At 67.6% G+C, this 23,800-nt stretch carries 23 protein-coding genes, 1 pseudogene and 1 riboswitch; of the genes and pseudogenes, 11 read left to right on the top strand and 13 right to left on the bottom strand.

Features of this window, described 5'->3' with window-relative positions; genetic code table 11:
- Window positions 1-4 precede the first annotated feature (4 nt).
- From OG405_RS11965 to OG405_RS11950, 4 genes are all read right to left on the bottom strand, one after another.
- Complete coding sequence (locus OG405_RS11965) at window positions 5-721, bottom strand: MBL fold metallo-hydrolase (protein ID WP_327151701.1); 717 nt, start codon at window positions 719-721, stop codon at window positions 5-7.
- A gap of 207 nt (window positions 722-928) precedes the next feature.
- On the bottom strand, window positions 929-1,519 hold the full coding sequence (gene lppU, locus OG405_RS11960) for an LppU family putative lipoprotein (protein WP_327151700.1): 591 nt from the start codon (window positions 1,517-1,519) through the stop codon (window positions 929-931).
- A 531-nt stretch (window positions 1,520-2,050) separates the two neighbouring features.
- Window positions 2,051-2,758: an SGNH/GDSL hydrolase family protein gene (locus tag OG405_RS11955; RefSeq protein WP_327151699.1), complete on the bottom strand. Its 708-nt coding sequence runs from the start codon at window positions 2,756-2,758 to the stop codon at window positions 2,051-2,053.
- Complete coding sequence (locus OG405_RS11950) at window positions 2,755-4,155, bottom strand: MFS transporter (protein WP_327151698.1); 1,401 nt, start codon at window positions 4,153-4,155, stop codon at window positions 2,755-2,757. The genes OG405_RS11955 and OG405_RS11950 overlap by 4 nt, the downstream gene beginning before the upstream one ends.
- A gap of 90 nt (window positions 4,156-4,245) precedes the next feature.
- On the opposite strand from OG405_RS11950, the gene OG405_RS11945 reads away from it, so the two are divergent.
- Window positions 4,246-4,854 (top strand): TetR/AcrR family transcriptional regulator, encoded by a 609-nt coding sequence (locus OG405_RS11945; RefSeq protein WP_442790698.1) that lies wholly within the window; start codon window positions 4,246-4,248, stop codon window positions 4,852-4,854.
- A 33-nt stretch (window positions 4,855-4,887) separates the two neighbouring features.
- On the opposite strand, the gene OG405_RS11940 is transcribed toward OG405_RS11945, so the two are convergent.
- Genes OG405_RS11940 through OG405_RS11930 form a run of 3 tightly spaced genes read right to left on the bottom strand, consistent with a single transcriptional unit; the run spans window position 4,888 to window position 8,346 of the window.
- Window positions 4,888-6,033 (bottom strand): NAD(P)-binding domain-containing protein, encoded by a 1,146-nt coding sequence (locus OG405_RS11940; protein WP_327151696.1) that lies wholly within the window; start codon window positions 6,031-6,033, stop codon window positions 4,888-4,890.
- Window positions 6,030-7,679, bottom strand: coding sequence for an ATP-binding protein (locus tag OG405_RS11935; protein ID WP_327151695.1), 1,650 nt, complete (start codon window positions 7,677-7,679; stop codon window positions 6,030-6,032). The genes OG405_RS11940 and OG405_RS11935 overlap by 4 nt, the downstream gene beginning before the upstream one ends.
- Window positions 7,672-8,346: a response regulator transcription factor gene (locus OG405_RS11930; protein ID WP_327151694.1), complete on the bottom strand. Its 675-nt coding sequence runs from the start codon at window positions 8,344-8,346 to the stop codon at window positions 7,672-7,674. Before OG405_RS11930 ends, OG405_RS11935 begins: the two co-directional genes overlap by 8 nt.
- 120 nt (window positions 8,347-8,466) lie before the next feature.
- Here OG405_RS11930 and OG405_RS11925 point away from each other — a divergent pair, with 120 nt between their 5' ends.
- Window positions 8,467-8,844 carry a PepSY domain-containing protein gene (locus tag OG405_RS11925; protein ID WP_327151693.1) on the top strand — a complete coding sequence of 126 codons (378 nt, stop codon included), beginning with the start codon at window positions 8,467-8,469 and terminating at the stop codon, window positions 8,842-8,844.
- Window positions 8,845-9,032: 188 nt separating this feature from the next.
- Complete coding sequence (locus tag OG405_RS11920; protein ID WP_327151692.1) at window positions 9,033-9,734, top strand: dienelactone hydrolase family protein; 702 nt, start codon at window positions 9,033-9,035, stop codon at window positions 9,732-9,734.
- 435 nt (window positions 9,735-10,169) lie between these two features.
- Here OG405_RS11920 and OG405_RS11915 read toward each other — a convergent pair whose 3' ends face one another.
- From OG405_RS11915 to OG405_RS11905, 3 genes are all read right to left on the bottom strand, one after another.
- Window positions 10,170-10,337 carry a hypothetical protein gene (locus tag OG405_RS11915; RefSeq protein ID WP_327151691.1) on the bottom strand — a complete coding sequence of 56 codons (168 nt, stop codon included), beginning with the start codon at window positions 10,335-10,337 and terminating at the stop codon, window positions 10,170-10,172.
- Between the two features lie 396 nt (window positions 10,338-10,733).
- Window positions 10,734-13,343, bottom strand: coding sequence for an MFS transporter (locus OG405_RS11910; RefSeq protein ID WP_327151690.1), 2,610 nt, complete (start codon window positions 13,341-13,343; stop codon window positions 10,734-10,736).
- Window positions 13,336-13,827 carry a MarR family winged helix-turn-helix transcriptional regulator gene (locus tag OG405_RS11905; RefSeq protein ID WP_327151689.1) on the bottom strand — a complete coding sequence of 164 codons (492 nt, stop codon included), beginning with the start codon at window positions 13,825-13,827 and terminating at the stop codon, window positions 13,336-13,338. The genes OG405_RS11910 and OG405_RS11905 overlap by 8 nt, the downstream gene beginning before the upstream one ends.
- 211 nt (window positions 13,828-14,038) lie before the next feature.
- Here OG405_RS11905 and OG405_RS11900 point away from each other — a divergent pair, with 211 nt between their 5' ends.
- From OG405_RS11900 to OG405_RS11890, 3 genes are all read left to right on the top strand, one after another.
- Window positions 14,039-14,689, top strand: coding sequence for a nitroreductase family protein (locus OG405_RS11900; RefSeq protein ID WP_327152308.1), 651 nt, complete (start codon window positions 14,039-14,041; stop codon window positions 14,687-14,689).
- 233 nt (window positions 14,690-14,922) lie between these two features.
- On the top strand, window positions 14,923-15,747 hold the full coding sequence (locus OG405_RS11895) for an NADPH-dependent oxidoreductase (protein WP_327151688.1): 825 nt from the start codon (window positions 14,923-14,925) through the stop codon (window positions 15,745-15,747).
- A 203-nt stretch (window positions 15,748-15,950) separates the two neighbouring features.
- Window positions 15,951-16,982 carry an aldo/keto reductase gene (locus OG405_RS11890; RefSeq protein WP_327151687.1) on the top strand — a complete coding sequence of 344 codons (1,032 nt, stop codon included), beginning with the start codon at window positions 15,951-15,953 and terminating at the stop codon, window positions 16,980-16,982.
- Between the two features lie 11 nt (window positions 16,983-16,993).
- On the opposite strand, the gene OG405_RS11885 is transcribed toward OG405_RS11890, so the two are convergent.
- Window positions 16,994-18,046, bottom strand: a complete 1,053-nt coding sequence (locus OG405_RS11885) for an LLM class flavin-dependent oxidoreductase (RefSeq protein ID WP_327151686.1) — start codon at window positions 18,044-18,046, stop codon at window positions 16,994-16,996.
- Window positions 18,047-18,781: 735 nt separating this feature from the next.
- A riboswitch (SAM riboswitch) is annotated at window positions 18,782-18,895 on the top strand.
- Window positions 18,896-18,939: 44 nt separating this feature from the next.
- Between OG405_RS11885 and OG405_RS11880 the strand changes: the two genes are divergently transcribed.
- Both OG405_RS11880 and OG405_RS11875 read left to right on the top strand, forming a co-directional pair.
- On the top strand, window positions 18,940-20,253 hold the full coding sequence (locus OG405_RS11880) for an aminotransferase class V-fold PLP-dependent enzyme (protein WP_327151685.1): 1,314 nt from the start codon (window positions 18,940-18,942) through the stop codon (window positions 20,251-20,253).
- Window positions 20,254-20,415: 162 nt separating this feature from the next.
- Window positions 20,416-20,607, top strand: a complete 192-nt coding sequence (locus tag OG405_RS11875) for a sterol carrier protein domain-containing protein (protein WP_327151684.1) — start codon at window positions 20,416-20,418, stop codon at window positions 20,605-20,607.
- Here OG405_RS11875 and OG405_RS11870 read toward each other — a convergent pair.
- Window positions 20,588-21,475, bottom strand: a complete 888-nt coding sequence (locus OG405_RS11870) for a polysaccharide deacetylase family protein (protein ID WP_327151683.1) — start codon at window positions 21,473-21,475, stop codon at window positions 20,588-20,590. The two genes, OG405_RS11875 and OG405_RS11870, sit on opposite strands and share 20 nt — an antisense overlap.
- Window positions 21,476-21,536: 61 nt before the next feature.
- Here OG405_RS11870 and OG405_RS11865 point away from each other — a divergent pair, with 61 nt between their 5' ends.
- From OG405_RS11865 to OG405_RS11855, 3 genes are all read left to right on the top strand, one after another.
- Window positions 21,537-21,911, top strand: a complete 375-nt coding sequence (locus tag OG405_RS11865) for a MerR family transcriptional regulator (RefSeq protein WP_327151682.1) — start codon at window positions 21,537-21,539, stop codon at window positions 21,909-21,911.
- A gap of 144 nt (window positions 21,912-22,055) precedes the next feature.
- Entirely contained in the window at window positions 22,056-22,769 is a 714-nt protein-coding gene (gene yczE / locus OG405_RS11860; RefSeq protein ID WP_327151681.1) for a membrane protein YczE, read from the top strand.
- 119 nt (window positions 22,770-22,888) lie between these two features.
- Entirely contained in the window at window positions 22,889-23,461 is a 573-nt protein-coding gene (locus OG405_RS11855; protein ID WP_327151680.1) for a YdcF family protein, read from the top strand.
- Window positions 23,462-23,630: 169 nt separating this feature from the next.
- On the opposite strand, the pseudogene OG405_RS11850 reads toward OG405_RS11855, so the two are convergent.
- Window positions 23,631-23,792: pseudogene (locus OG405_RS11850) on the bottom strand (nuclear transport factor 2 family protein); the annotation flags it as partial.
- Window positions 23,793-23,800: the final 8 nt, after the last annotated feature.

Below are 23,800 nucleotides of genomic sequence, written 5' to 3'. Positions count from 1 at the left end.
GCCGTCAGGCGGCCATCCGGTTCTCGTAGACCGTTGCGAGGTCGTGCAGGGCCGCGGCCCCGTCGCCGGTGAAACTCGAGCCGTGCATCACGGCAAGTGTGGTCGGCCGCAATTCGGCCAGCCGGTGCAACGTCGCCGGAACGGCCGGTCCCAGCGATGTCGCGTGGAAGGCGTCCTCGGCGACCTCGGCCGGGCCGACCAGATCGGCGCCGGTCATCGCGGGACCGTTCCCGAGTTGGGTCATCAGATCGCCGCAGAACAGCACACCGGTGGCCTCCTCGTACAGGACCCGTGCCTCCCAGTTGTGCGGTGCGTGCGGGGTGTCGAGATGCTGGATGCGGCGGTCACCCAGATCGATGATCTCGCCGTCGGCAAGTTGCAACGGGAGCCGATCGGCCAGATCGTTCAGCGAGACCTCACAGCCCACGACACCGTGCGCCACCTGTGCGCGTGGCGCCGCGTTCAGGAACAGATTCATCGCACCGCTCTCGTCGGCCTCCACATGACCGAAGGTGATCCAGCGGAGGTCCTCGACGGGCCTGATCCGCGCTACGGCGGCGGAAACGGAGGGAAACAGCGCCCGCATCCCGGTATGGAACAGCAAGGGTTCCGCTGCGTCGACGAAGAACTGATTGAAGGTGAAACCGGTCGGGCCGAGCTCGGGTACGAAGGTGGAGAATCGGTAGATACCGGCGGCTATCTCGTCTGTTCGGATATCCATCACAGCAGTCCTGGTAGCGGCTATCCCCCCGCCATACGTGGACATTGCGCGTATTCGAGTACCGAATTCAGTGTAACTCCGCTGGTCAGCGGCAAACAGTGCCGCCGTTATCGGCCCGGGGCCGAATTTCCGGGCCCGAGCAGCCCGGAGCGCGCGTGGCCTCACACCCCGAGGTGAGGCCACGCCTGCCGGTAACCGGACGTGCCGCTACACCTCGGCGACGCAGGTGACGAGTTGCCTCTCGTCGTAGGTGTAGTAGCTGGTGGCCGCGTCGGGGCACCCGGATTCGTCGGTGGTACCGGTCAGGATCTTCAGCACGTGAACGGTATCGGGCTTACCCGGCGTGCACGGGCTGTGGGTGGGGCTGTCGCTGCCCGACGGAACGGTCATGCACTGGCCCTCGATCCAGTCGATATCGAGGCACAGGGCGCCCTGTTCCTCGCCGCCCAGCGTCACGTAGTACGTCTGGTCGACATCGGAGGCACAGCCGTCCTGGGTAGGTGCTTTGGCGACCACCTTGTAGTTCGAATTCGCCGAACCGCACGGTGCGTGGTCGATCTCCGCGTCCATCATCGTCCCAGACAGCGCGACACAGTCGCCGATGGCGGCATCGAAGTCGACGTCGCCGCCGTCGTCTGCGCCGTTCTGTCCGGGAACCGTGACTGCCGGCGAAGCCGGGGAACCCTGGGCCGAGTCTTCCCCGCCGGTACACCCGGACAGGGTCAGCACGGCACAGCTCAGCACGACGAGGCCTGCCATGACACCGGGGATCCGGAACGCGGGCGAACGTCTGGACATGGGAACTCCTTCATGGAAATACGTGATGGTGAACAGTGATCGGGCAGTGCGCGGTTCGGGAGGAATACCGGGAATGTGACGACTCCGGGCCAACACGCTGTGGTGGGATCTGTCCGGGGTGAGGACAGGTGAGCGCCGCCGGAATCGCGATCCTCGCCCGGTATTTGCCCGGACATCGCTACCCGTCTCTCCTGCGACCGGTGACGGCCAGGGAAGAGTCGACTTCTCGATGACGCACCGCCGATGCGGAGTGGTGCGGGTAGATGTCCGGCAGATCGCGGCCGAGCCAGGGCGGCAACGAAATCCATTGAGCCGGCGGTGCTCACCTCGGTGGAACAGCCACCTGTGAATGCTCGCGTGAGCTTATGGGTCGACCCCCCGACCCGCAGTGATCGCGGGGATTGTTACCCCTGCCCCGGATCCCCACCGCGCCCGTGACCTACGGCCGAAGCTTCCCACGTCGGTACCTTCTCCTCCTCGCTCATGCCCGGCGCAGATCTTAACCGCTTCCGCCGACAAAGTGGATCCTGTTCAGAGTCGCGCCGGTCCGACTTGCGGGGCGGTTGCCGAGATCCGCTGGGCCAGAGCTCGGATCATCTCCGTCGCGACCACCGCGTGCCCACTGGTCGTGAAATGGATGAGGTCGGCGCTCATGAGGTCCGGACGTAGCCGCAATGGATGCTCCCAGAGGTCCACCAGCAGCGCGTCGTGTCGGGCGGCCTGCGCGCGGACGATCTCGTTGAGTTCGGCCATCCGGGGGCGCATGGGCCGCATCGGCGCCATTCTGGCGGTTTCCCAGACATCGGCGACCGTGAATACGCACAACTGGGCGCCGGTGGCGGCGAGCGCGGAGAACGCGGTATCGAGATTGGCCCGCAACCGATCCGGGTCGCCGCCGGGATGGAACAGATCGTTTCCGCCGCAGCTCACGTGCACGAGGTCGGGCCGGAAATCCAGTACCCGTGATAGTTGTTCGTCGAGCATCTGATCGGAGGTGGCGCCGATCCTGCCGGTGTTCAGGTAGGCCATACCGGGATTCACCGCGGTGAGCACCTCGGCGACGCGTTCGGCCCAGCCGATATCGCGGTAGCCCGCCGATGCGTCGCCAACCCCCTGCGCAATGGAATCGCCGAGCACCGCGTAGCGCCGCCACGGCGCGCCGTGCAGTAGCGCACGGGCATTGTCCGAGGTGATCAGCATCGGATCGTCGGATTCGGTGTGGAGGTGGCGGTGGATCATATCGACTCCTGTCGGGACGGGACCGCGATCAGGCAGGCCGCGACGGCGGCGAAGCCCGCGCAGAGCAGGAACAGAAAGTGGAAACCGGCTCGGGGGTCTTCGGGGTGCGCCGCGAGTACCGCGGCGAGCGCGGCGATTCCGAGCGCGCCGCCCAATTGCCGGGCGGTCAGGTTCATGCCGGTACCCGCTGCGAACCGGTGCGGCGGTAACGCGCTCGCGGCGGTGGTGCCCAGGACGGTCACCGCGATCCCGATACCGCCGCCGCCCAGCACCCCGGCCGGTATCCATGCAGACCACAGTGCCGGCGTGGGGCCGAACGCATCAGTGCTCATCCAGACGAGGGTGGCGATGAACATCAGGACACCGAGCACCCCGGCCCAGCGCCGGGTACCCGGCGCCGTGATGCGACCGGTGAGTGTCGCGGTCACCATGGAGGCCACCGCGCCCACGCTCAACGCCGCGGCCGAGCCGAGTACCGAATAGCCCCACAGTGTGTCGAGGAACATCGGACCGGCCAGCAGCCAGGCGAACATGGCGGCACCGAAAGCGAAGGAGGCGGCATTGGCCAGCGCGAACGTCCGGTTCCGCCAGAGATCGACGGCGAGGGCTGGATTCGGATGGCGGAACGAACGGCGGAGGGCGGCGAGGGTCAGAGCGGCGCCGAATCCGAGGAGTGCGAGGGTGCCGGGCGCGGTCCAGCCCCAGCGCTGACCCTCGGTGACTCCGGCGACGAGCCCGGCCAATCCTAGTGTGATCATGATCGTCCCGACCGGGTCCGGCAGGGCGCCCCGGGTACCCACGGTGTCCGATACCAATATGCGAAATGCCATACCGGCCAGCGCAAGTGCGATCGGCACATTGATCACGAAGACCGAACGCCAGCCGAAGGCTTCGACCAGCGCACCACCGACCGCCGGCCCTACGACCGCAGCGAGACCACCGGCCGCGGACCAGGCCGCGATGGCGCCGCCGATCCGTTCGCGCGGCGTGACGCTGAGCAACGCGCCGAGGGCGGAAGGCACCATCAGCGCGGCCGTCGCACCCTGTGCCACGCGTCCGGCGACGAGCCAGCCGGCGTTCGGTGCGAGCCCGCACAGCAGCGAGGTAAATGCGAAACCGATCAGGGCGGCGAGGAAAAGTGTGCGCCGTCCCACTGTGTCGGCGACCCGGCCGCCGGGAGTGAGCAGCGCGGCGAAAGCAACGGCGTATCCGCTGACCACCCAGGTCAGGGTGGTGGTCGAGGTGCCGGGGTGGTCGCGGATGAGGGAGGGGAAGGCGATATTGACGACCGACAGGTCGAGGAAAGCGAGAAAGGCCGCGCCGGCGGCGACGACGAGTGCGCCGGTGGCGTTTCCGGTGGATTGCGGGCCGCCGGTCCGCACTTGTATTTCGGTCATGGAAGTCCTGAGGCTGGAGGAATAAAACGCACGAACGTTCGTATAGAAAATACGACCGATCGTTCGTATTGACAAGAGGGAAGTGTCAGAATGGTCCGTATGGCAGAGGTGAGTGCGGATCAACGGCTGGTGAAAGGCGCCCGATCGCGGGCCGCGATTGCCCGGCACGCCGCAGATGTGGCATCGGTCGACGGACTCGCGGGTGTCAGCCTGGGCCGGCTGGCGACTGATCTGGGCATCAGCAAGAGCGGAATCGCCACACTGTTCAAAACGAAGGAAGCGCTCCAGCTGGCGGCGATCCGGGCGGGGCGTGAGGTGTTCGTCGAGCAGATCATCACGCCCGCACTGGCGGTACCGCGAGGTCTGCCCAGGCTGCGCACCCTGGTCGAACGCTGGCTGGGCTATATCACCGACCCGGTATTCCCGGGCGGCTGTTTCCGCGCCGCAGTACTCGCCGAATTCGACAGTAGACCGGGTCCGGTTCGTGACGCGGTCGCCGTGGATCACGAGGACTGGATGCAGTTCCTGGCGGCGGAGATCCGCAAGGCTCAGGAAACCGGTGATCTGCCCGGGCGGAGTGTGGAGGCCCTGGCTTTCGAGATCGATGCGATCGTCAGCGCCGCCAACACGGCGCGCCAACTGGGTGACGATGCACGGGTCGTGACCGCCCGCCGGATTCTGGACGACCTACTGAACTGAACAGGGTGAACCGTCCGCCCTCGCCGCACCGGATCAGTCGCCCGGCTCGACGGTTCGGTTCAGGCCCAGGTAGCCGGTGAGTTCCGCCGCGGCCGCCCGACCGGCCCGGTTCGCGCCCACCGTACTGGCAGACGGTCCGTAGCCGATCAGATGGATTCGAGGATCCACCGCCACCTGGGTGGCGAGCCCGCCGGTCATGGCGATTCCGCCGCCCGGTCCGCGCAGCCGCAGCGGGGCCAGGTGATCCAGAGCGCTGCGGAATCCGGTCGCCCACAGGATCACCTGCGCGGCCCGGAAGCTCCCGTCGGCCCACCGCACGCCCTCGGGCTCGATCTGGTCGAACATCGGCCGGCGCTGTAATACGCCGCGGTCACGGGCCGCCCGGAGCCGTTCGTCGAGCGGGAGGCCGGTCACCGAGACCACCGAGCCCGGCGGGAGCCCCCGGCGCACTCTGTCCTCGACGATCGCCACCGCCCGCCGGCCCGCGTCCGCATCGAACGCGTTGTCCCGGAACGCCGGTTCGGACCGCGTCACCCAGGTGGTGGAGGTGACGCGCGATATCTCGTCGAGCAACTGGACCGCGGAGATCCCACCCCCGACCACGACCACGTGCTGCCCGGCGAACTCGTCCGGGCTGCGGTAGTCGCGGGTGTGCAGTTGCCGGCCGGCGAAGGTTTCGGCGCCACGGTAATACGGGACGAAGGGATGTTCCCAGGTCCCGGTTCCATTGATCAGACCGCGTACCAGGATGGTCCCCGCCCGGTCGGTTTCGACGTGCAGCAGCCCGTCGCGTTCCCTCCGGTCGCATACCACCCGAACACTCACGGGCCTGCGTACCGCCAGCTCGAAATGTTCTTCGTAGCGCTGGTAGTAGCGGGGCACCGCGGTCGCTGCCGGGACGTCGACGCCGGCCGAACCCGGGTCGGTGGCCCGCGAGTTCTCGGTGAAGGCCATGCCGGGCAGGTCGTGGACCCGGTTCACCGTGCTCAGGGTCAGCGACGGCCAGCGGAACTGCCAGGCGCCACCGGGGCCCGGAGCATGGTCGACGATGAGGAAATCCCGCCCGGGGACAAGTCCACGCCGGCGCAGGTGATAGCCGGCCGAAAGCCCGGACTGTCCCGCACCGATCACCAGTATCGGGAAATTTGCTACTACCTCCTCGGCCGCCTCCTGCATCATGATCGCCGATGCTGATCGGACGATCGAGGCGTGAGCGGAAGCCGCACCACGAATCGAGCGCCGCCGGAATCCGCGGGCTCGACCCGGATCGAGCCACCGTGGCGCCCGACCACATCGCGAACGATTGCCAGCCCGAGGCCCGCACCGCCTTCGTCCCGGCTACGGGCATCGTCGAGGCGTACGAAACGCTGGAAGATCCGCTCCCGGTCGGTTTCGGGGACGCCGGGGCCGTCGTCGGCGACAGCGAGGACAGCGTGTTCGCCACGGTGTTCCAATGTCACTCGCACCGTCTTCGTGGCGTGCCGCTGCGCATTGTCGACGAGATTACCCAGGACCCGGGCCATCTGGGTGCGGCTGCCGGTGATCACGAGCGGTCCGCCGAGGAGTTCGGAGGCGACCGGTATCCGGTCGCCGACCCGGTGGATCAGCTCCTCCTGGACCAGCGTCTCGAGATCGACCCGGTCCGATCGCGGTTGCTCGCCCGCGTCGAGCCGGGCCAGCAGCAGCAGATCTGCCGCGAGATGTTCCAGGCGGACGGTATCGCCCAGCAACCCGTCCAGCTCGAGTAGACCCGGATACGCCTGCGAAACCTCGAGCTGGGTACGCAAACTGGCGATGGGGCTGCGCAGTTCGTGCGCGGCATCGGCGATGAACCGGCGCTGCCGTTCCGAGGACTGCTCCAGTGCGGCGAGGGTGTCGTTGGTGGTGGCGGCCAACCGGGCGATCTCATCGCGGGCGGCGGGTTCGGGGACCCGTCGCGACAGGTCTCCGTGCATGATCTCGGCGAGTTCGGACCGGATGGACTCGACCGGCCGTAACGCCCACCGTGTCACCAGCCAGGTCACCCCGGCGACAACGGCGAGCAGCAACGGCAGGCCGATCAGCATGGCGCGCCGCGCATCGGCGACCGCACTGTCGGCGGTATCCAGCGACGCACCCGCGTAAACGGTGACCGCTCGGCCGTCTGTAGTCGTGCTCGCCAGGGCGGCGATCCGATAACTGCTCGGCTCGGTATCGCCCACTGTCAACTGCGACTGCCCGAAAACAGGTTCGGTGGTCGACAGCGTCTCACCGGTCCGGCCGGTATCTGCCCTGTCGGCACCGATCGCCCGGTCGGTTCCGGGACCTGCGGCGATATTTCCGGAACCCGGTGATCCGTCCTGTTCGTCCTCGTCCGCGTCGTCTTCGTCGCTCTCGCCCGCATCGTCGCTCTCGCCCGCATCGTCGCTCTCGCCCTCTTCGGTCGCGTCGGCCGAGTCGTCCTCAGTGTCCTGCCCGTCCTTCTCCGGGGAGTCGTCACCCGCGGTGGAGCCCGGTCCGAAATCGGCCATCGGACCCTGGCCCCGCAGTTCGTCATCGGCGGCGAGAATCTGCCCGTCGGCCGAAACGACCTGTACCGGTTCGTCCTCGGGGTCCGGCAGGCGCAGTTGGGACAGCGGTGTACCCGCCTCCACCTGGCCGGCGATATCGCGAACGGTCTGTCCTGCCTGCAGATCCGCGCTGTCGACCAGGTTGCCGCGCAACGCCGCGAGCACGATCAGCCCGGTCGCGGTCAGGGCGATGGCCACCACCACAGTGGCCGCGGTCGTGGTGCGTGCCCGGACCGAGCTCCACCACATGTTCCGGCTACGCGTTCGTTCAGCCACGGGCGGCCAGCCGATATCCCGCCCCGCGCACTGTCAGAATGGTCCGGCAGCCGAAGGGCGTATCGATCTTGCGCCGCAGCGTACTGATGTAGACCTCGACGATATTCGGGTCGCCGTCGTACGCGAAGTCCCAGACATGCTGCAGGATATCGGCTTTGGAGACGACCTCGCCGGCGCGCAGGGCCAGTTGCTCCAGTACTGCGAACTCCTTGGCTGTGAGCGAGACGTCTCGATCGCCGCGTCGGCAGCTGTGCGTGGCGGGGTCGACGACCAGATCGCCGATACGCAACACCTGCACGCCGCCACGGGTGCGCCGGCGCAGCAGGGCCCGAATCCGCGCCACCAGAACCACATACGAGAACGGCTTGCTGAGGTAGTCGTCGGCGCCGGTGTCCAGGCCTTCGGCCTCGTCGTATTCGCCGTCCTTGGCGGTGAGCATCAGAACCGGGGTTTCGTGGCCGGCGGCGCGCAGGCTCGCACATACCCGGTAGCCGTTCATTCCGGGCAGCATGATGTCGAGAATGATCAGGTCGTAGTCGGTGCTGGTCGCCCGGTGCAGTCCCTCGGCGCCGTCGTGTACGACATCGACCGCGAACCCTTCCGCGGACAAGCCTTTGGCCAGGGCCGAGGCGAGGCGTTTCTCATCCTCCACGATCAGCAGACGCATCCCACCAGACTGTCAGATACTTGCTGAAATCTTCTTCAGGTGGCTTCAGGTCACCTTCAGCATCGTCTTGCCACAGTGGTCACCATATTCGGGACGAACACCCACCCAGGAGGTTTCACCATGGCAAGCGTCATTCGACACGCGGCCGCCGGTCTGCGCTGGATTCTCATCGGCGTCGTGGTCGCGGCCGTGGTAGCCGGCGCCGGTGTCAGCGTCGCAACTGTCACGCTCGGGCACACCCCACACACCGGCAACGTCTCGCTGGATCAGCCGGTCACCGAGTGGTCACTCGTCGCCGATCCGGGAATCGATCGGCAGCAGGCCATGGATGCCGCCGTGGCGGCGGTGCCCGACAGTCGTGCGGTCTCCGCCGAATTCGAGACCGAACACCGCATCCCCGTGTGGGAGGTGGAGGTCGTAACCTCGGCCGGCGTGGAATACGAGGTGACTGTGGACGCGAAGACCGGCGAGGTCATCGGCACGGTCGACCACGACTGACCGAGCCGTCCACCGAGCGTGTCGCCGGCTGCCGCCCCCTGGTGGCAGTCGGTGGCGTCGTGTCCGCGAGCGGTAACGATCGACCGCCGAGTGGTGGCCGCGGCAGAACAGGTGGTCGTGCCGGATCCGGCACTAGACTCACGTTCGCTGTTGTCTGCGAGTTCCGGATCGAACAGAGGTTGCCGCTGATGACGATGATCGAGATTTCCGCGCCCGACGGCGATATCGACGCCGTATGGGAGACACCAGGGGGTGACGGACCGTGGCCTGGGGTGGTGCTGCTCCACGATGCGGTCGGCCTGACTGCCGATCTGCGCCGCAATGCCCGCATGCTGGCCGATAACGGTTATCTGGTGATCGCACCGGATCTGTTCTCCCGCGGCCCCCGGTGTGTGCCCGGAGTTTTCCGCGAGCTGCTGTTCACCGGTGAGGGAAGAACGGTGCGCGATATTCTCGGCGCGCTCCGGCGGGTGCGCGACGATTCTTCGTGCACCGGCCGCGTCGCCGTGGCCGGTTTCTGTATGGGGGGCGGTTTCGCGTTGCTGACCGCGCCACGCGGTTTCGACGCCGCCGCCCCGTTCTATCCGACGGGCCGCGGTAACTACGCGGACATGTTGCGCGGCAGCTGCCCGATCGTCGCCAGCTACGGCCGGCTGGATCCGATCAATATCGGCCGCGCGCACCGACTGGAACAGGTGCTCGACGATTTCGGTGTGGCACACGATGTCAAGACCTATTCCGGGGTCACTCATGGGTTCGCCAACCGCCTACCGGTCGAACCCGTGCTGCGGGTGACCGGTCTCGGCTACGCCGCAGCGGCCTCCGATGATGCCTGGGGCCGAGTTTTCGCGTTCTTCGACGCACACCTGAAAACCCCGTCGCCGCACTAGCTGTCGCCACCGTCGAAGACACCGGGGCGGGGTGTGAACGCGATTTCTGTTCCCGGCGAAGGGAAGTGTCTCATCGATACATCAAGCCGTTGAATATCGTACCGTTCAACAACGGCAAAGTTGCCTCACCGGCGGCCGGCGTCGTGCACGGACGGGCGATCCAACGGAAGGGGGTTCGAGATGTTCGGAAATTTCTTCACTTACATGATGATGATGATGGTTATGATGATGATGTTCTGAGCGCCCCCGGGCCGCGGAAACGGATGAGCAGGCCACGCGTCACAGCGACCTGCTCATCCCGGCGCACGCTCCTCGACGAGCAACGTGCGCTCTTCCGGTTGGCTCGAGATCGGTACAAACATGTCGATCACCCGGCCGGGCCGGGCGCACTCTCGTATCGGGTAGGACCGTCGGAGGCGATCCGGGGTCGCGGATCTAGATGCAGACTTCGGCGCTGCCGAGCGGCACGCAGATCCCGATCACGACCGAGCCCTCGATCGGGGTGGCGGACGGTCCCGTCGCCGAGGCGATAGGAGCCGCGACGGCGCCCAAGGACAGAGCGATCGCGGTCGCGGCGAAGATCTTGGTGATTCTGGTTGGCATCTCAGATCCTTCGGTCGGGTGAAACCAGGGACATCATTCGCACAGCAGCCTCAGTTTTCGCCGGTCGCCCGGCGGATACCAGACAAGAAACCATTAATTTCCGGCGGTGAGATCACGGTGTGGTCACCGAAGGCCCCGTCGGCGGTCGCCCCGAGGTCGCGGCCGGCCCACAAGGAGCGTGGACCGAACGATATGTGTCACCGGATCGCCCCGGATGTGTCCGGCCCGCATCGGATCGTCCGGCCGGGAGAGAAGGGCACGCGCCGGGCTTGGCGGAGAAGGGCGACAAGCCCGGCGCGGTTTCTCTTCTCGCCCATCGGGCAGCGCTCGACGGCGCTGCGATGCCGGGAAAGCTACCGCGGGAAGTTCGTTTCCGGACACTCCGCCGCAGCTCGATTACACCTCTTCGCCGGTTCCGTATCCGAGTTCGACGTCGTAGTCGACCTCTTCACCGGAAATGCTGATCTGCCCGGTGACCGGCGGATAGCCGCGGGCCACGACCGTGTACTGCCCTTCCGGCAGATCGGGCACGGTGTAGCGGCCTTCCTCATCGGTACGTGCCGTGGCGGTGACATCGCCGGTGGCGTCCAGGACGGTGATCTGGATATCGGCCACGACCCGGCCGCCGTCCGCTCGGGCCGATCCGGTCAGCACGGCCATCGGGGCGAGCTCGATATCGTGACGCATCCGTCCACTGTCCGGCACGGTCAGTGCCGTCGCGATCGGGCGCATATGCTCTGCCACTGCCACCAGGGTGTAGGTCCCGGGGACCACGCCGTGGCACAGGTAGGCACCGTCTTCGGCCGATGCGGCCGATGCGACCACCTCGCCGTACCGGTCCGTGACCGTGACCGTCGCGCCGGCCAGCGGCGCGCCCCCACGGGCGGATCGGACGGTGCCCGACAGCTCGCCCAGCCCCGAGAGCGTCAGATCCATCCGCTGGGCTTGTGCGGTGGGCGCGACATTGACCGCGGTCGGCCGGTGCCCCGGCGCCGAGACGATGAGCACGTAGCTGCCCGGCCCGGGCGCGCTGATCGTGTAGCCGCCGTCGGTGGCTCCGGCGGCCCGGGCGACCTGGTGCCCGCGCTGGTCGATAAGCGTCAGCGCCGCGCCCGGAACGGGATGTCGGTCCTCGCGGGTGATGCGGCCGCGGAACGACCCCTCCTCGTCGCCTGTTCCGGCGAATCCGGACACCGGCAGCGCGGTCCGGTCGGTCACCGCCGTGCCGTACACGCCGTGACCGTTCTGCCCGGCGGGCGCCTGCGCGGTGAGTGCCCCGACGGGAATCGGCGCCGGCTCGGTCCGCGGGTCATCGGTGTGCTCGGCCGCCGATGCGTGATGTCGGCCCACAGGCTCCGGGGCCGCCGGGGTGCTCTCCAGGTCGGCGAGATCGTCGGGCACGCGGTCCTGCGGCTCCATATCTGTGGCGGTCGCGGGATCGGTGGCGGTCGCGGGATCGACGGGCTTCTCGATATCGATGGTGCGCCGCAGCGGGCGGTTCGGGAGCAGGGCGGTCGCGATGAGCGCCACGACGGTGGTGACCGCCGCGATCAGGAAGATCCGCCCGGTGGCATCGCCGTAGGCGAACCGCACGATCTCGGCGATCGGCGCGGGTAGCGATTCGAGATCGAGATTGCCACTGCCGGACGAGGTGGTGTGGATCCCGACTTCGGTGAATCGTGCGGTGGACAGTTCGGTGACGCGGGTCGCCAGGACCGAACCCAGGACGGAGACGCCGATGGCGCCGCCGAAGGTGCGGAAGAAGGCGACACTGCTGGACGCGGCGCCGATGTTCTGGACGCTCACCGTGTTCTGGACCGCCAGGACCAGGTTCTGCATCATCATGCCGACGCCCGCGCCGGTCACGGTGATGAAGCAGCCGATCAGCCAGATGTTGGTGGCGTGGTCGACGGTGGACAGCAGGCTGAAGCCGATCACCAGCAGGGCAGCGCCGGCGACCACGAAGCTCTTCCACTTGCCGAACCGGGTGATGAGCTGACCCGAGACCACCGAGGCCACGAGCATTCCGGCCACCATCGGGGACGACAGCAGCCCGGCGGCGGTCGGGGAGTAGCCGCGGGCGGTCTGCAGGTACTGCCCGAGGAAGGTGGTGGCGCCGAACATGCCCACGCCCACTGCAATCGAAGCGATGATGGCCAGCGCTGTGGTGCGTTCGGTGATGATCGCGAGCGGGATGACCGGATCCTTCACCTGCGATTCGACGAAGACCGTCAACGCCAGCAGCAGTACGCCGCCGCCCACATAGAGCGCCGATTCGGTGGACCACCACTCGTAGTAGCCGGATTTCCCGGCGAACGAGACCCAGATCAGTAGGACGGACACGCCCGCCGTGAGCAGGGTGGCGCCGAGCCAATCGATGCGCACGCCCTTCTTGCGGGTGGTGGGCAGCCGGAGCGTGCGCTGCAGGAGAAGCAGGGCGATCACCGCCAGCGGGATGCAGATGAAGAAGCACCAGCGCCAGCCCAGCGCACTGTCCACGATGACGCCGCCGAGGATCGGGCCACCGGTCATCGAGACCGCCATGACCGCACCCATATAGCCGGAATACCGGCCCCGTTCCCGGGGCGGGATGATACTGCCGATGATCGCGACGACCAGCGCCGTCAGGCCGCCCATGCCGACGCCCTGCAGTGCGCGCGCCGCCAGGAGCAGTTCGACATTGTGCGCGAAACCGGCGATCACCGAGCCGACGACGAAGATCACGATGCCCAGCTGCACCAGCGTCTTCTTGTTGAACAGGTCGGCCAGTTTGCCCCAGATGGGCGTCGAGGCTGCATTGGTGAGCAGTGCGGTGGTGATGACCCAGGCATAGGCGGTCTGCGAGGCGTGCAGTTCGCCGATGATCGTGGGTAGGGCATTGGCGACGATGGTCGTGCTGAGCAGTGCGGTGAACAGCGCCGCCAGCAGACCGGTCATCGCTTCGAGGATTTCGCGATGGCTCATGGCGAGCGGATCGTGAGGGGCGGGCGCCTCGGTGTCAGACATCGGCTCTCTCTTTCGAAACCTGCGGGTTCTCGTCCGCCGTGCCACAGCGGTCCCGGGAGTTGAGGGAATTCCGGAGGCGGCGTACCACCTGGTACGCCTGCTCCACGTCGTCCTCGGTCCAGTCGCCGAGGGTTTCCTGCAGGTGCTGGGTATGGAATGCCCGTACGCGGTGCAGTAGATCCTGGCCTTCGGGGGTGAGTTGGACCAGGCTGGCGCGGCCGTCGCTGGGATCGGCCTCGCGGCTGATGTATCCGGCGGCGGCCAGCTCGGTGATGTGCCGGCTCATCGCCGACGGCGTGATGTGGAGATCGGCCGCGAGGCCCACCTGTCGGCAGGGGCCCGCCGTCTCGAGGGTGGACAGGACGCCGAGCCCACCGGGGAGGAGCTGGCCCGCGTCGGAGTGGGCCAGGGTGCTCCGGAGGGCGCGGCTGATCAGGAACAATTCGCCGAGGAGGTTCTGTGTGGTATCCGATGAGACTGGCACGATGACTCCAAGCGGTTATTAGTTCCGTTCGCTAACTAAAAGTAGATCAGTTGCTTGCGGTAATCAACTATCGCAAATCCGGCATAACGACCGTGTCGGCGCGGAGCCGGGCGAGGCTCTTCCTCGAGGGCTTGCTCGATTAGCCTCGAGGTGGATCCGAATACCCGAACCGGGTGCAGTGCCCGGTCCGATCGAAAGGGCAATCGTGCCGATAGAGCTGGACCTGTCGACCGACGAACTGCTGTCCACCACTCGGGCGGTGCGCAAACGACTCGACCTCGAGCGCGAGGTCCCGCTCGAGGTCGTGCGGGAGTGTATCGAGCTGGCGGTCCAGGCACCGAGCGGTTCCAATCGGCAGGGCTGGCACTGGGTCGTGGTCACCGACACCGAGCAGAAACGCGGGCTGGGGGAGTTGTACCGGAAGGCATTCGAGCGCTACGCGGCCTCGAAGTACTTCCCCGGGAACCAGGCCGGCTCGGACTCGGCCGCGGATGCTGCCCGGCAGCGTATCGCGAGTTCGGCGACGTATCTGGCGGAGAAGATGGGCGAGGTACCTACTCTGCTGGTGCCCTGTATCGAGGGCCGGGTGGACGAGGCACCCAGTGCGCAGAGCGCATCCCACTGGTCCTCGCTGTTCCCCGCGGTGTGGAGCTTCTGCCTGGCTGCCCGTTCCCGTGGGCTCGGCACGGCGTGGACCACCCTGCATCTGGGGTACGAGCGCGAAGCGGCCGATATTCTGGGAATCCCGTACGAGACCGTGTCCCAGGGTGCGTTGCTCCCGGTCGCCTACACGAAGGGCACCGACTTCAAACCCGCCGTCCGCACGGATCTGGACCGGATCGTGCACGTCGGCGGCTGGTAGGCGGCCGTTCCCGCTGTGCGCCCGTGCCGCGCTGTAAGCGGCTCGGGTGCACCAGGTTTCGCCGACTTCGTCACCCGGCTCCGGAGCGTGCGCCGGTGGAACCCCGGCCGCCGTGGATTCCGAGGAGCTGTCCGGAGCCTGAGCAGCAGGCGCGGTGCGCGGCGGGCCGCGGGTTTCGGCTCGAGGTGCGGCCAACCGCTGACCACGGCCACCGGTGCGGCGACGATGACACCATGACCCAGCCCGCACCGTCGCCGGACCAGGTGGTGGCGCAGCGCTACCGCGATTCCGCTCCGACGGCCCCGGCCGAATGGAATCCGGTGCTGCAGGTACTGCACGAGCACCGATCGGTTCGCCGCTACCTGCCCGATCCGCTGCCCGACGGCGTCCTGGAGTTGCTGGTCTCGGCGGCCCAGTCCGCGCCCACCTCCTCCAACCTCCAGGCGTGGAGTGTGGTCGCGGTCCGCGACCCGCAGCGCAAGGCCCGGCTGGCGGCGCTGGCCGGGGATCAGGAACAGATCCGGCAGGCACCGCTGCTGCTGGTGTGGACCGCCGATCTGGCCCGGTTGCGCGGTCTGGCGGCCGAGCGAGGCGCGCCGCTGGACGGGGCCGACTATCTGGAGTCCAGCTATGTCGCGTTCCTGGATGCCGCGCTGGCCGCGCAGAACGCGGTGGTCGCGGCGGAATCGCTGGGTCTGGGCACCGTCTATATCGGCGCGATCCGGAACAACCCGGAACAGGTGGCAGCCGAACTGGCGCTGCCCTCGGGCGTGTTCGCGGTGGTCGGTCTGGTGGTCGGCCGACCCGATCCGGCAGAGGATGCCCGGGTCAAACCGCGTCTGCCGCAGGCCGCCGTGCTGCACGAGGAGACCTACCGGCCCGCGCGGCCCGGCCAGCTCGACGATTACGAACAGCGCATCGCACAGTTCTACGCCGAACAGGACCTTGCGCACTCGTGGACCGACCGGGTGCCGGCCCGGCTGGCGTCGGCAAAATCGCTGAAGGGCCGGGACCGGCTCCGTGAATCACTGGCGGCCCAGGGCTTCCCGCTGCGCTGACACCGGTCGGCGGTGCGATGCTCGCGCCCGGCGCCGGGGCCCGACCGGGTTTGCGCACCGGCCGGGTACTGCCGGCGCGTGCCGATGAGGGCGCGCGCCCGCGTGTCGCCGTGTCGCTGGATCTCGTGGACGAATCGCCGGAGGTTTCGATCAGCGTGAGCCGACCCATCGATACGCGGCTTTGTTGATGGTCAACTGTCCGGATGAGTTACGGCCCCTTCGACCTGACCTATACCGCCGCCGCGGATCGCTACGAGAACGTCCCGTACCGGCGTAGTGGCGACTCCGGACTCGACCTGCCCGCATTCTCCTTCGGATTGTGGCAGAAGTTCGGCACCGACTACCCATTCGAAACACAGCGCGAGATCATTCTGCACGCTTTCGATCTGGGTATCACCCACTTCGACAACGCCGACCGGTACGGCCCGCCGCACCGGGCCGCGCAGAAGAACTTCGGCCGGGTGCTCGCCAAGGATCTGGCGCCCTATCGGGACGAGATCGTTCTCGCGACCAAGGCCGGGAATCCGATCGGGCCGAGCCCCTACCTCAAGGGAGGGTCGCGAAAATCCCTGCTCACCTCGCTCGAGCACAGCCTGCGTGATCTCGGCACCGATTACGTCGATATCTTCTACCATCACAGCCCCGACCCCGGGACGCCGCTGGAGGAGACGGTGGGCGCCCTGGCCGCCGCGGTGCAGCAGGGCAAGGCACTCTACGTCGGCATCTCCAACTATCTGCCCGACCGCACTCATGAGTCGGCTGAGCTTTTGCGTGCCGCGGGCGTGCCGCTGCTCATCCACCAGACCCGGTATTCCATCTATGACCGGCGACCCGAGCAGAACGGCCTGCTGGACACCGCCCGGCAGGACGGCTTCGGCACCATCGTCTACTCGCCGCTGGCGCAGGGACTGCTGACCGATAAGTACCTCGAGCGCATCCCGGCAGAAGCCCGTGCGGCCAACAGCACATTCCTGTCACCCGACGTGATCGACGAGACCTACCGCCGGCGCACCGCCGAACTCGACAAGATAGCCGCCGCCCGCGGCCAGTCGCTGGCCCAGCTGGCGTTGCAGTGGGTGCTGCGGCGTCCCGAGGTCACCTCGGCGCTCATCGGCGCGAGCAGCACCGCACAGCTCGATCACAATATCGCCGCACTGCAGTTCCCCGACCTCACCGAGGACGAGCTCGCCCTCATCGACGAGCACGGCATCCACGGGACCGGCCTGAATCTCTGATCCGGTGGGGCTCAGCCGCGTAGCAGCGGCAGCAGCTGGGCCCCCTGCCGCCGGATCTCCGGTAGATAGGGGGTATCGGACAGCACGAAATGGGTGATACCCAGGTCTTGGTATCGGCGCAGTGCTTTCGCGACGTCCTCCGCGGACCCGACCAGCCAGGTGGTGCCCGCGCCCCCGCCGCCGACGGTGCCCGGGGTGGTGTAGAGGTTGTCGTCGAGCACCTCGCCCCGCGCGGCGAGATCGAGTAGCCGCTGCTGCCCGACCGCCGCCCGGCGGCGAGCCCCTGGGTCGTGCTCCTTCGCCATGTCGGCGACCTTCGCCTCCGCCTCGGCCCATGCCTGTTCGGTGGTATCGCGCACGAATGTGGTGATGCGCAGTCCGAATTCCAGTGGCGCCAGCGTACGACCGAGATCGTCGCTCAACGCACGCAGCCGTTCGATGCGCTCGCGCACGCCGGCCAGCGGCTCACCCCAGAACAACTGCACATCGGCTTCGGTCGCGGCCACCCGTTCGGCGGCCGCCGACGCGCCACCGAAGTAGAGCTTCGGATGCGGTCGGGCCTCGCTTACCTCGATCCGCGGCGTAACGGTGGATCCGGTCACCTGATAGTGGTCACCCCGGTAGGTGACGTCCTCCTCGGTCCACAGCCGGCGGACCAGCTGGAGGAACTCCCGGGTGCGGCCGTACCGGTCGGACTGATCCTCCTCCGCCGCGCCGTAGGCCGCGAGATCGTCCTTGCCGGAGACGATATTGATCCGCAGGCGCCCACCGGTCAGATGGTCCAGGCTCGCCGCGGCGGAGGCGAAATGAGCGGGTTGCCAGTAGCCGGGCCGGATCGCCACCAGCGGTTCGAAGGTCGTGGTCCGGGCTGCCAGCGCGGTGGCGACGGTGAACGTATCCGGCCGGCCCCAGCCGGTACCGATCAACGCGCCCCGCCAGCCGTGCTCTTCGAGTGCTTTTGCCTGGACGGTCAGGGTTTCGAGGCTGTTGTGGTCGGCGGTGACGGCATCACCGCGATGTCCGGAGGTCACTTGATTCGGGATGTACCAGAGGTATTCGGCCATCGGGGCGGCTCCTGTTCGATTGCTCGTGTTCGGTCAGCCGACCGGTAACGGCTCGGCAGCGTGAATCGCTGCCGGACCGCGGAGCGGCGCCGAAATCGGCCGCGATATCAGGATCGAGACTCGACACCACATTCCGGATAACGCGCCCGCCGGGAATACGGTCGAGGCCGGACAGTCGGCGGACGAGTTCGTAGGAGCTCGAAGCAGTGATCACGAGGCCGATATCGGAACACCACGGCGAGACGACCGGAATGGGCCGGCTCCACGACTTCCGAGTAATGATCGTACGAAGCGAAGCGATCCCGGTCCGCACCTGGTGCGAGCCATGAATTCCCGTGGTGACCCGTGCCGTTCACGCCGACATCGACGAAGGGTCCGCGAGAAGGCATGGGTCTCCGTTCGGGGCCGGATGAACCGGGAGGGCGTGTACCGGGTCGGCTGGGTTCGGTCATACGGACAGAACGATGCGCCGGATTCGTTTCCCGGGCTACGGACCGGATCACGATGATTCGAAACTCATAGTCGCCGGGAGGGATTGAAGCCGAGCTCGACCGCGGGTCCGGAAAATCTTGCCGATCCCGACGGGCAGGTAATTCACCGGACCGGACACAGCCTTGCCCCTGCCGCCTGCCGGAATCGGTCGAAGGAGAGCCGTTCTACGGCTCCTGAGCGGTTTCGCCCGGACAGAATGGGTTCGAGTTGACAAGCCGGGAGGCGTCTGACAACCTCGCACCAGGTCATGAGTGCCAGCGTGTAGCCCCGGCTTGCTGGCCGGCAACCCTCCTCCGCGGTGGGGTGCCCCGGGTGACGACCTGGCCGACGCTCGAACGAGCGTGGCAAGCGCGGACTCCGCTCGCTCATGTTCCGGAGTCCCTCCATGAAGGGATTACGCGATGACCGCTGTACTCGACCCCACTTGCGCCCTCGCCCGGGTATCCGGTGCCGATCTGCGAGTCCCGCTCGTGCAGGGCGGTACCCGCGACTACGCCAATTTCGACTATGCGGCCAGCGCTCCGGCGCTCGCGCAGGTGGCCGACCGGGTGACAGAGCTGCTGCCGTACTACGCGAGTGTGCATCGGGGCGCCGGCTATCCGTCGCGGATCTCGACCCGGTGCTACGAGGCGGCCCGGGAAACCGTGCGCGATTTCCTGCGCTGTGCCGGTGACCAGGAGGTGGTGTTCACCCGTAACACCACCGACGCGCTGAATCTGCTGGCCGCGTGTGTGCCGGGCGATACCGTGGTGCTCGATATCGAGCACCACGCGAACTTCCTGCCCTGGGCCCGCCGCGGCCGCCGGGTGGTGCCCGTCGCGGACACGGTGACCGGGACGATCGACCGGATCGACACCGAGCTGCGCGCGAAACCCGCTGCCCTGCTCGCGGTGACGGGCGCGTCCAACGTCACCGGTGAGGTGCTACCACTGACCGAACTGACCGCGCTCGCGCATCATCACGGGGCACGGATCGTGGTGGATGCCGCGCAACTGGCACCGCATCGAAGTATCGACCTGTGCGCCACGGGCATCGACTACGTGGTCTTCTCCGGCCATAAGTTGTACGCACCCTTCGGTGCCGGAGTACTGGCCGGTCGCCGTGACTGGCTCGACGCCGCACCGCCCTACCTGGCCGGAGGTGGTGCGGTGACCGAGGTGACCACGGAGAGCGCCGCATGGGCGGATGCTCCGCACCGGCACGAGGCCGGTTCTCCGAACGTGCTGGGCGCCGCGGCGCTGGCAGCGGCGTGTGAAGTACTCACCGAACTCGCCGCGTCCGCCGAGGAGCACGAGCGTGCGCTCACCGACCGGTTGCGCGGCGGACTGGAGGGCATCGCCGGTGTCCGATGCCTGCGGATCTGGGCCGACAGCCCCGATTGCGTGGGAATCGTGGCCTTCACCGTCGACGGTTTCGAGGCGGGACGGGTCGCGGCCTATCTGTCCGCGGAACACGCGATCGGGGTGCGCGACGGTCGCTTCTGCGCTCATCCGCTGCTGGCCCGGTTCGGGATCTATGCCGCGTTGCGCGCGAGTATCGGCCTCGGCGCCACCGCCGCCGATATCGATCGGCTCCTCGATGCGGTGCGGTCCCTGGTCGCCCACGGTCCACAGTGGAATTACGCCCGTTCGGACGGACAGTGGGATCCGGTGCCGGAGACCCGCCCGGGCCTGGCCGCGGAAGCGGCGCGGGGAGCGGCACCGTGCACGACATAGCGCCTCGCCCGATATGGCAGAGTTTCGGACAGCGGCGGCATCGTGCGGGGCGGTCGTGCCCGGTCGGGAAGTCCGCCGCGAGTCCGACCCACCACGGGGGTGAGCCGATATAGATGTACCGGCCGCGACGACCACCGGCGCGCGTACCGGCCGGGCCCGCCGATGGTCGTCGCGGTTACCGATCCGATCCTCACCGCCGATACCGCCGGACTGGCGGCGGCCTACCTCGGCGGTACCCGCTGGCGGCATCTGGCGCTCGCGGGCCGCGTCACCGAGCATCGACCCGGTGCCGCGGCCGCTGCGGACGTGTTGTTCGAGGTGGACGAGCACCCGTTCAGCGGGACGTACTTCTGACCCCGTCGTCGGTCCGGGTGGCCGCGTAGTGCGCCGCGATCTCGTCACTGGTGGTGACCCACACCCCGGGATGCTCGACGATGAGGGCGAGTGCTTCGTCGAGATACCGGGCCCGGAACGCCTGCCCGGTGACGAAGGGATGCAGCGCCAGGGCCAGCACGCGGCCACCCGCCTCGGAGTCCGCCCACAGCTGGTCGAGCTGGTCCCGAACGATCTGGACGAAGTCGGGACCGGTGAGCCCGGTACCGAGGAACAGAGTGTTGTCGTTCAACTCCACCGAGTAGGGGACGCTGAAGAGGCCCGGAACGGCCAGCGGATAGGGCTGATCGTCGTTGGTCCAGTCCAGGACGTAGTCGACGCCCAGTTCCCGCAGCAACTCGGGGGTCCGGAAGCTCTCGGACAGGGCCGGACCCATCCAGCCCCGCGGGCGCTTTCCGGTGCCGCGCTCGATGGTGGTGAGCACCTCCTCGAGGTAGGCGCGCTCGTCCTCGGCCGGGATCTCGGCTTGCAGGACGGAATTGTTCCGGCCGTGGGCCAGCCAGGCCCAGTCACGCTGACGGCCCGCCTCGATGATGCGCGGATAGCGTTCCACTACATCGGAATTGAGCAGCGCACTGGCCCGGATGCCGTGCCGGTCCAGCGACTCGAGGATCCGCCAGAATCCCACCCGGGGCCCGTAATCGCGCCAGCCGTAGTTGAGCGGATCCGGGACCTGCCCCGCCGTGCCGCCGAAGATGCTGGTCGACGGCCGGTCGACCTGATAGTGCTCGATATTGAGACCCACATAGAACGCCACCCGGGCGCCGTCCGGCCACCGGATCGGTTCGCGGTCGACGATGGCGCTGTATTCGAAGAGTTCGTTGTCCATTCGGCCATCGTCTAAGCTTCACATAGATGTGAAGGTCAAATCCGCTCATGAGGTCGGTGGGATGAGAATCGGCGAACTGTCAGAACGTACCGGCGCCTCGCGCCGGCTTCTGCGCTACTACGAGGAGCAAGGCCTGATCGTCGCCGAGCGGTGTGCGAACGGGTACCGCGACTACGACGAACGGTTCGTCGATCGTATCCTGCAGATCCGGGGTCTGCTCGATGCCGGGTTGCCGACTCGGATCATCAAACAGATCCTGCCGTGCCTGGACAAGCCGCGCACCATCTACTTCCCGGACGCCACACCCGAGATGCTGGCGACGCTGGAAGGCGAACGCGACCGGATGAACGAGCGGATCCACTGCCTCGAGCGCAACCGCAATGCCATCTCCGAATATCTGTGCGCCGTACGTGAATACGGTGCCAACGGCAGCTGATACCTCTCGTGGTGGCCAGCGCCCGGCCCGGGAGGTCCAGTCCCTCGTAGCCGGCTGTTTCGGCCCGAGCGGTTCCCGGGCAAGATCATATGTTCGGGTGTCGCCGCGGGTCGCGCGGATACCGAGCCACCGGCAGGGAGAACGATGACCGCTACGCGTCGAGCCGATATCGCCGGCCACTCCGTCACGCGCCGAATGTACGCCATCGAACAGTTGCGTGCGGAGAAGAAGGTCCGGCGGCTGACGCAACTCCTGCTCGGGCTGGCCGGGTACGGCGTATCGATCACGCTGCTCGTCGAATCGTCGCTCGGTGCCTCCAGCTGGAACATCCTCGCCGAAGGAGTGGCGCTGCATTCCGGCCTGACGTTCGGCCGGGCCACCAACATCATCGCCGTCGTCGTCCTGCTGTTCTGGATCCCCCTGCGCGAACTTCCGGGTCTGGGGACCGTGCTGAACGTCGTACTGGTCGGCACCGCCGCGGACCTGGCGGCGGTGGCGCTCCCCACTCCGACGACGCTGCCGCAGCAGCTGCTCTGCTACGGCGTGGGGCTGGTCATGCTGACGTGGTTCGACGCTGTGTATCTGGGCGCCCGATTCGGGCCGGGACCGCGCGACGGTCTGATGACGGGTGCGGTACGCGTCACCGGTAGACCGATCTGGATGGTACGCACCGGTATCGAGGTGGTCGTCCTGACGATCGGCTGGATACTGGGCGGCACGGTCGGACTGGGGACGGTGCTGATCGCGGTGGTGATGGGCCCGTTCGTGCAGCTGTTCCTGCGGGTCACGACCGTTCGCCTCGCGGGTGACCGGCAGGTGGAGGACACCGGCGACGTCCCGGCACCGAAGATCAGCTGAGCGGGGTCGTCGCGCTGGTGCCCCGGCGGTAGCGGGACGGGAGTGCGGCACTGTTCTGTCCGAGCCTGTTACAGATCGGTTCGCACGGGCGCCGGAGTGGCCGGTACGCTGCCGTGCTCATGCGGATATTGCGGATATCGGCCGTCGTCGCTGTGGCGGCACTCGCCTGGGGAGAGTGGGCGAACTGGCGGTCCTCGCACCGGCTCGTCGGATCGGCGCCCGGACCGAGCGAGGTGATCGTGGTACTCGGTTGCCGCAATCGGGCCGCGCGGGCCAATGCGCTCAACCGATGGCGGGTGCGTGCCGGGCTGCGATCCCACGATCCCCGGCTGGACAGCCGGATGGTCTTCTGCGGAGGCGCGGTCGGCGGGGCGACGGCCGAAGCCGAACTGATGGCGGCCTATGCGCGGGCGCGTGGGTATTCCGGGTCGCTGGCCGTCGAAACCGCGTCGCGGACCACCTGGGAGAACATTCACAACGCGATCCCGCTGATCGAAGGCGCCGATCGGATCAAGATCGTATCCAATCCACTGCACGCGGAGAAGGCGCGCGGTTACCTGGTTCGCATGCGCCCCGATCTCGCCGCCCGTCTGGTGCGCGGTGCCGAATATCGCTTCGGTGAGTGGACGATCGTCAAGCCGATGTTCGCGGTGATCGGATACCGCAACCGCGCCGCGGCGCCGCTCCGGTAGCGGTGGATCCGGGAGTGGCGCCACCGAACCCTGCGCGATCCCTGCGGTGATCTCGCGGATTTCACGCCCGGCCCGGCGCCAGGTCGTGATCGGAAGGGCTGGGTGAGTCTTTTCGGCGGCCGGGGCGCCACCGAGTGATCGCGACACCTCAGGCACAGCGCCCGCCTACGAGCGCCATGAAGTCGTGCTCGGCGCCGCAATTCCAGCCGTAGGTGGCGTCCTCGGTGTAGAACTCCGCCGGCGGCCGCCAGTCACCGGCCGGTTCGCACTCGTCGTTGGCCTGCAGCCACCAGCGGGTCATCTCGTCGAGTTCGGCCCGGGGAAATGACATGCTCATCT

The sequence above is a fragment of the Nocardia sp. NBC_01329 genome, from assembly GCF_035956715.1.
Lineage (GTDB): Bacteria > Actinomycetota > Actinomycetes > Mycobacteriales > Mycobacteriaceae > Nocardia.
This window is presented reverse-complemented; position numbering and strand designations above follow the sequence as displayed.

Bases quoted from the DNA above. Each gene is read 5' to 3' on its own strand.
- OG405_RS11965 (WP_327151701.1), bottom strand. From the start codon at position 721: ATGGATATCCGAACAGACGAGATAGCCGCCGGTATCTACCGATTCTCC.
- lppU (WP_327151700.1), bottom strand. From the start codon at position 1,519: ATGTCCAGACGTTCGCCCGCGTTCCGGATCCCCGGTGTCATGGCAGGC.
- OG405_RS11955 (WP_327151699.1), bottom strand. From the start codon at position 2,758: ATGATCCACCGCCACCTCCACACCGAATCCGACGATCCGATGCTGATC.
- OG405_RS11950 (WP_327151698.1), bottom strand. From the start codon at position 4,155: ATGACCGAAATACAAGTGCGGACCGGCGGCCCGCAATCCACCGGAAAC.
- OG405_RS11945 (WP_442790698.1), top strand. From the start codon at position 4,246: ATGGTCCGTATGGCAGAGGTGAGTGCGGATCAACGGCTGGTGAAAGGC.
- OG405_RS11940 (WP_327151696.1), bottom strand. From the start codon at position 6,033: ATGATGCAGGAGGCGGCCGAGGAGGTAGTAGCAAATTTCCCGATACTG.
- OG405_RS11930 (WP_327151694.1), bottom strand. From the start codon at position 8,346: ATGCGTCTGCTGATCGTGGAGGATGAGAAACGCCTCGCCTCGGCCCTG.
- OG405_RS11925 (WP_327151693.1), top strand. From the start codon at position 8,467: ATGGCAAGCGTCATTCGACACGCGGCCGCCGGTCTGCGCTGGATTCTC.
- OG405_RS11920 (WP_327151692.1), top strand. From the start codon at position 9,033: ATGACGATGATCGAGATTTCCGCGCCCGACGGCGATATCGACGCCGTA.
- OG405_RS11915 (WP_327151691.1), bottom strand. From the start codon at position 10,337: ATGCCAACCAGAATCACCAAGATCTTCGCCGCGACCGCGATCGCTCTG.
- OG405_RS11910 (WP_327151690.1), bottom strand. From the start codon at position 13,343: ATGTCTGACACCGAGGCGCCCGCCCCTCACGATCCGCTCGCCATGAGC.
- OG405_RS11895 (WP_327151688.1), top strand. From the start codon at position 14,923: ATGACCCAGCCCGCACCGTCGCCGGACCAGGTGGTGGCGCAGCGCTAC.
- OG405_RS11890 (WP_327151687.1), top strand. From the start codon at position 15,951: ATGAGTTACGGCCCCTTCGACCTGACCTATACCGCCGCCGCGGATCGC.
- OG405_RS11885 (WP_327151686.1), bottom strand. From the start codon at position 18,046: ATGGCCGAATACCTCTGGTACATCCCGAATCAAGTGACCTCCGGACAT.
- OG405_RS11880 (WP_327151685.1), top strand. From the start codon at position 18,940: ATGACCGCTGTACTCGACCCCACTTGCGCCCTCGCCCGGGTATCCGGT.
- OG405_RS11875 (WP_327151684.1), top strand. From the start codon at position 20,416: ATGGTCGTCGCGGTTACCGATCCGATCCTCACCGCCGATACCGCCGGA.
- OG405_RS11870 (WP_327151683.1), bottom strand. From the start codon at position 21,475: ATGGACAACGAACTCTTCGAATACAGCGCCATCGTCGACCGCGAACCG.
- OG405_RS11865 (WP_327151682.1), top strand. From the start codon at position 21,537: ATGAGAATCGGCGAACTGTCAGAACGTACCGGCGCCTCGCGCCGGCTT.
- yczE (WP_327151681.1), top strand. From the start codon at position 22,056: ATGACCGCTACGCGTCGAGCCGATATCGCCGGCCACTCCGTCACGCGC.
- OG405_RS11855 (WP_327151680.1), top strand. From the start codon at position 22,889: ATGCGGATATTGCGGATATCGGCCGTCGTCGCTGTGGCGGCACTCGCC.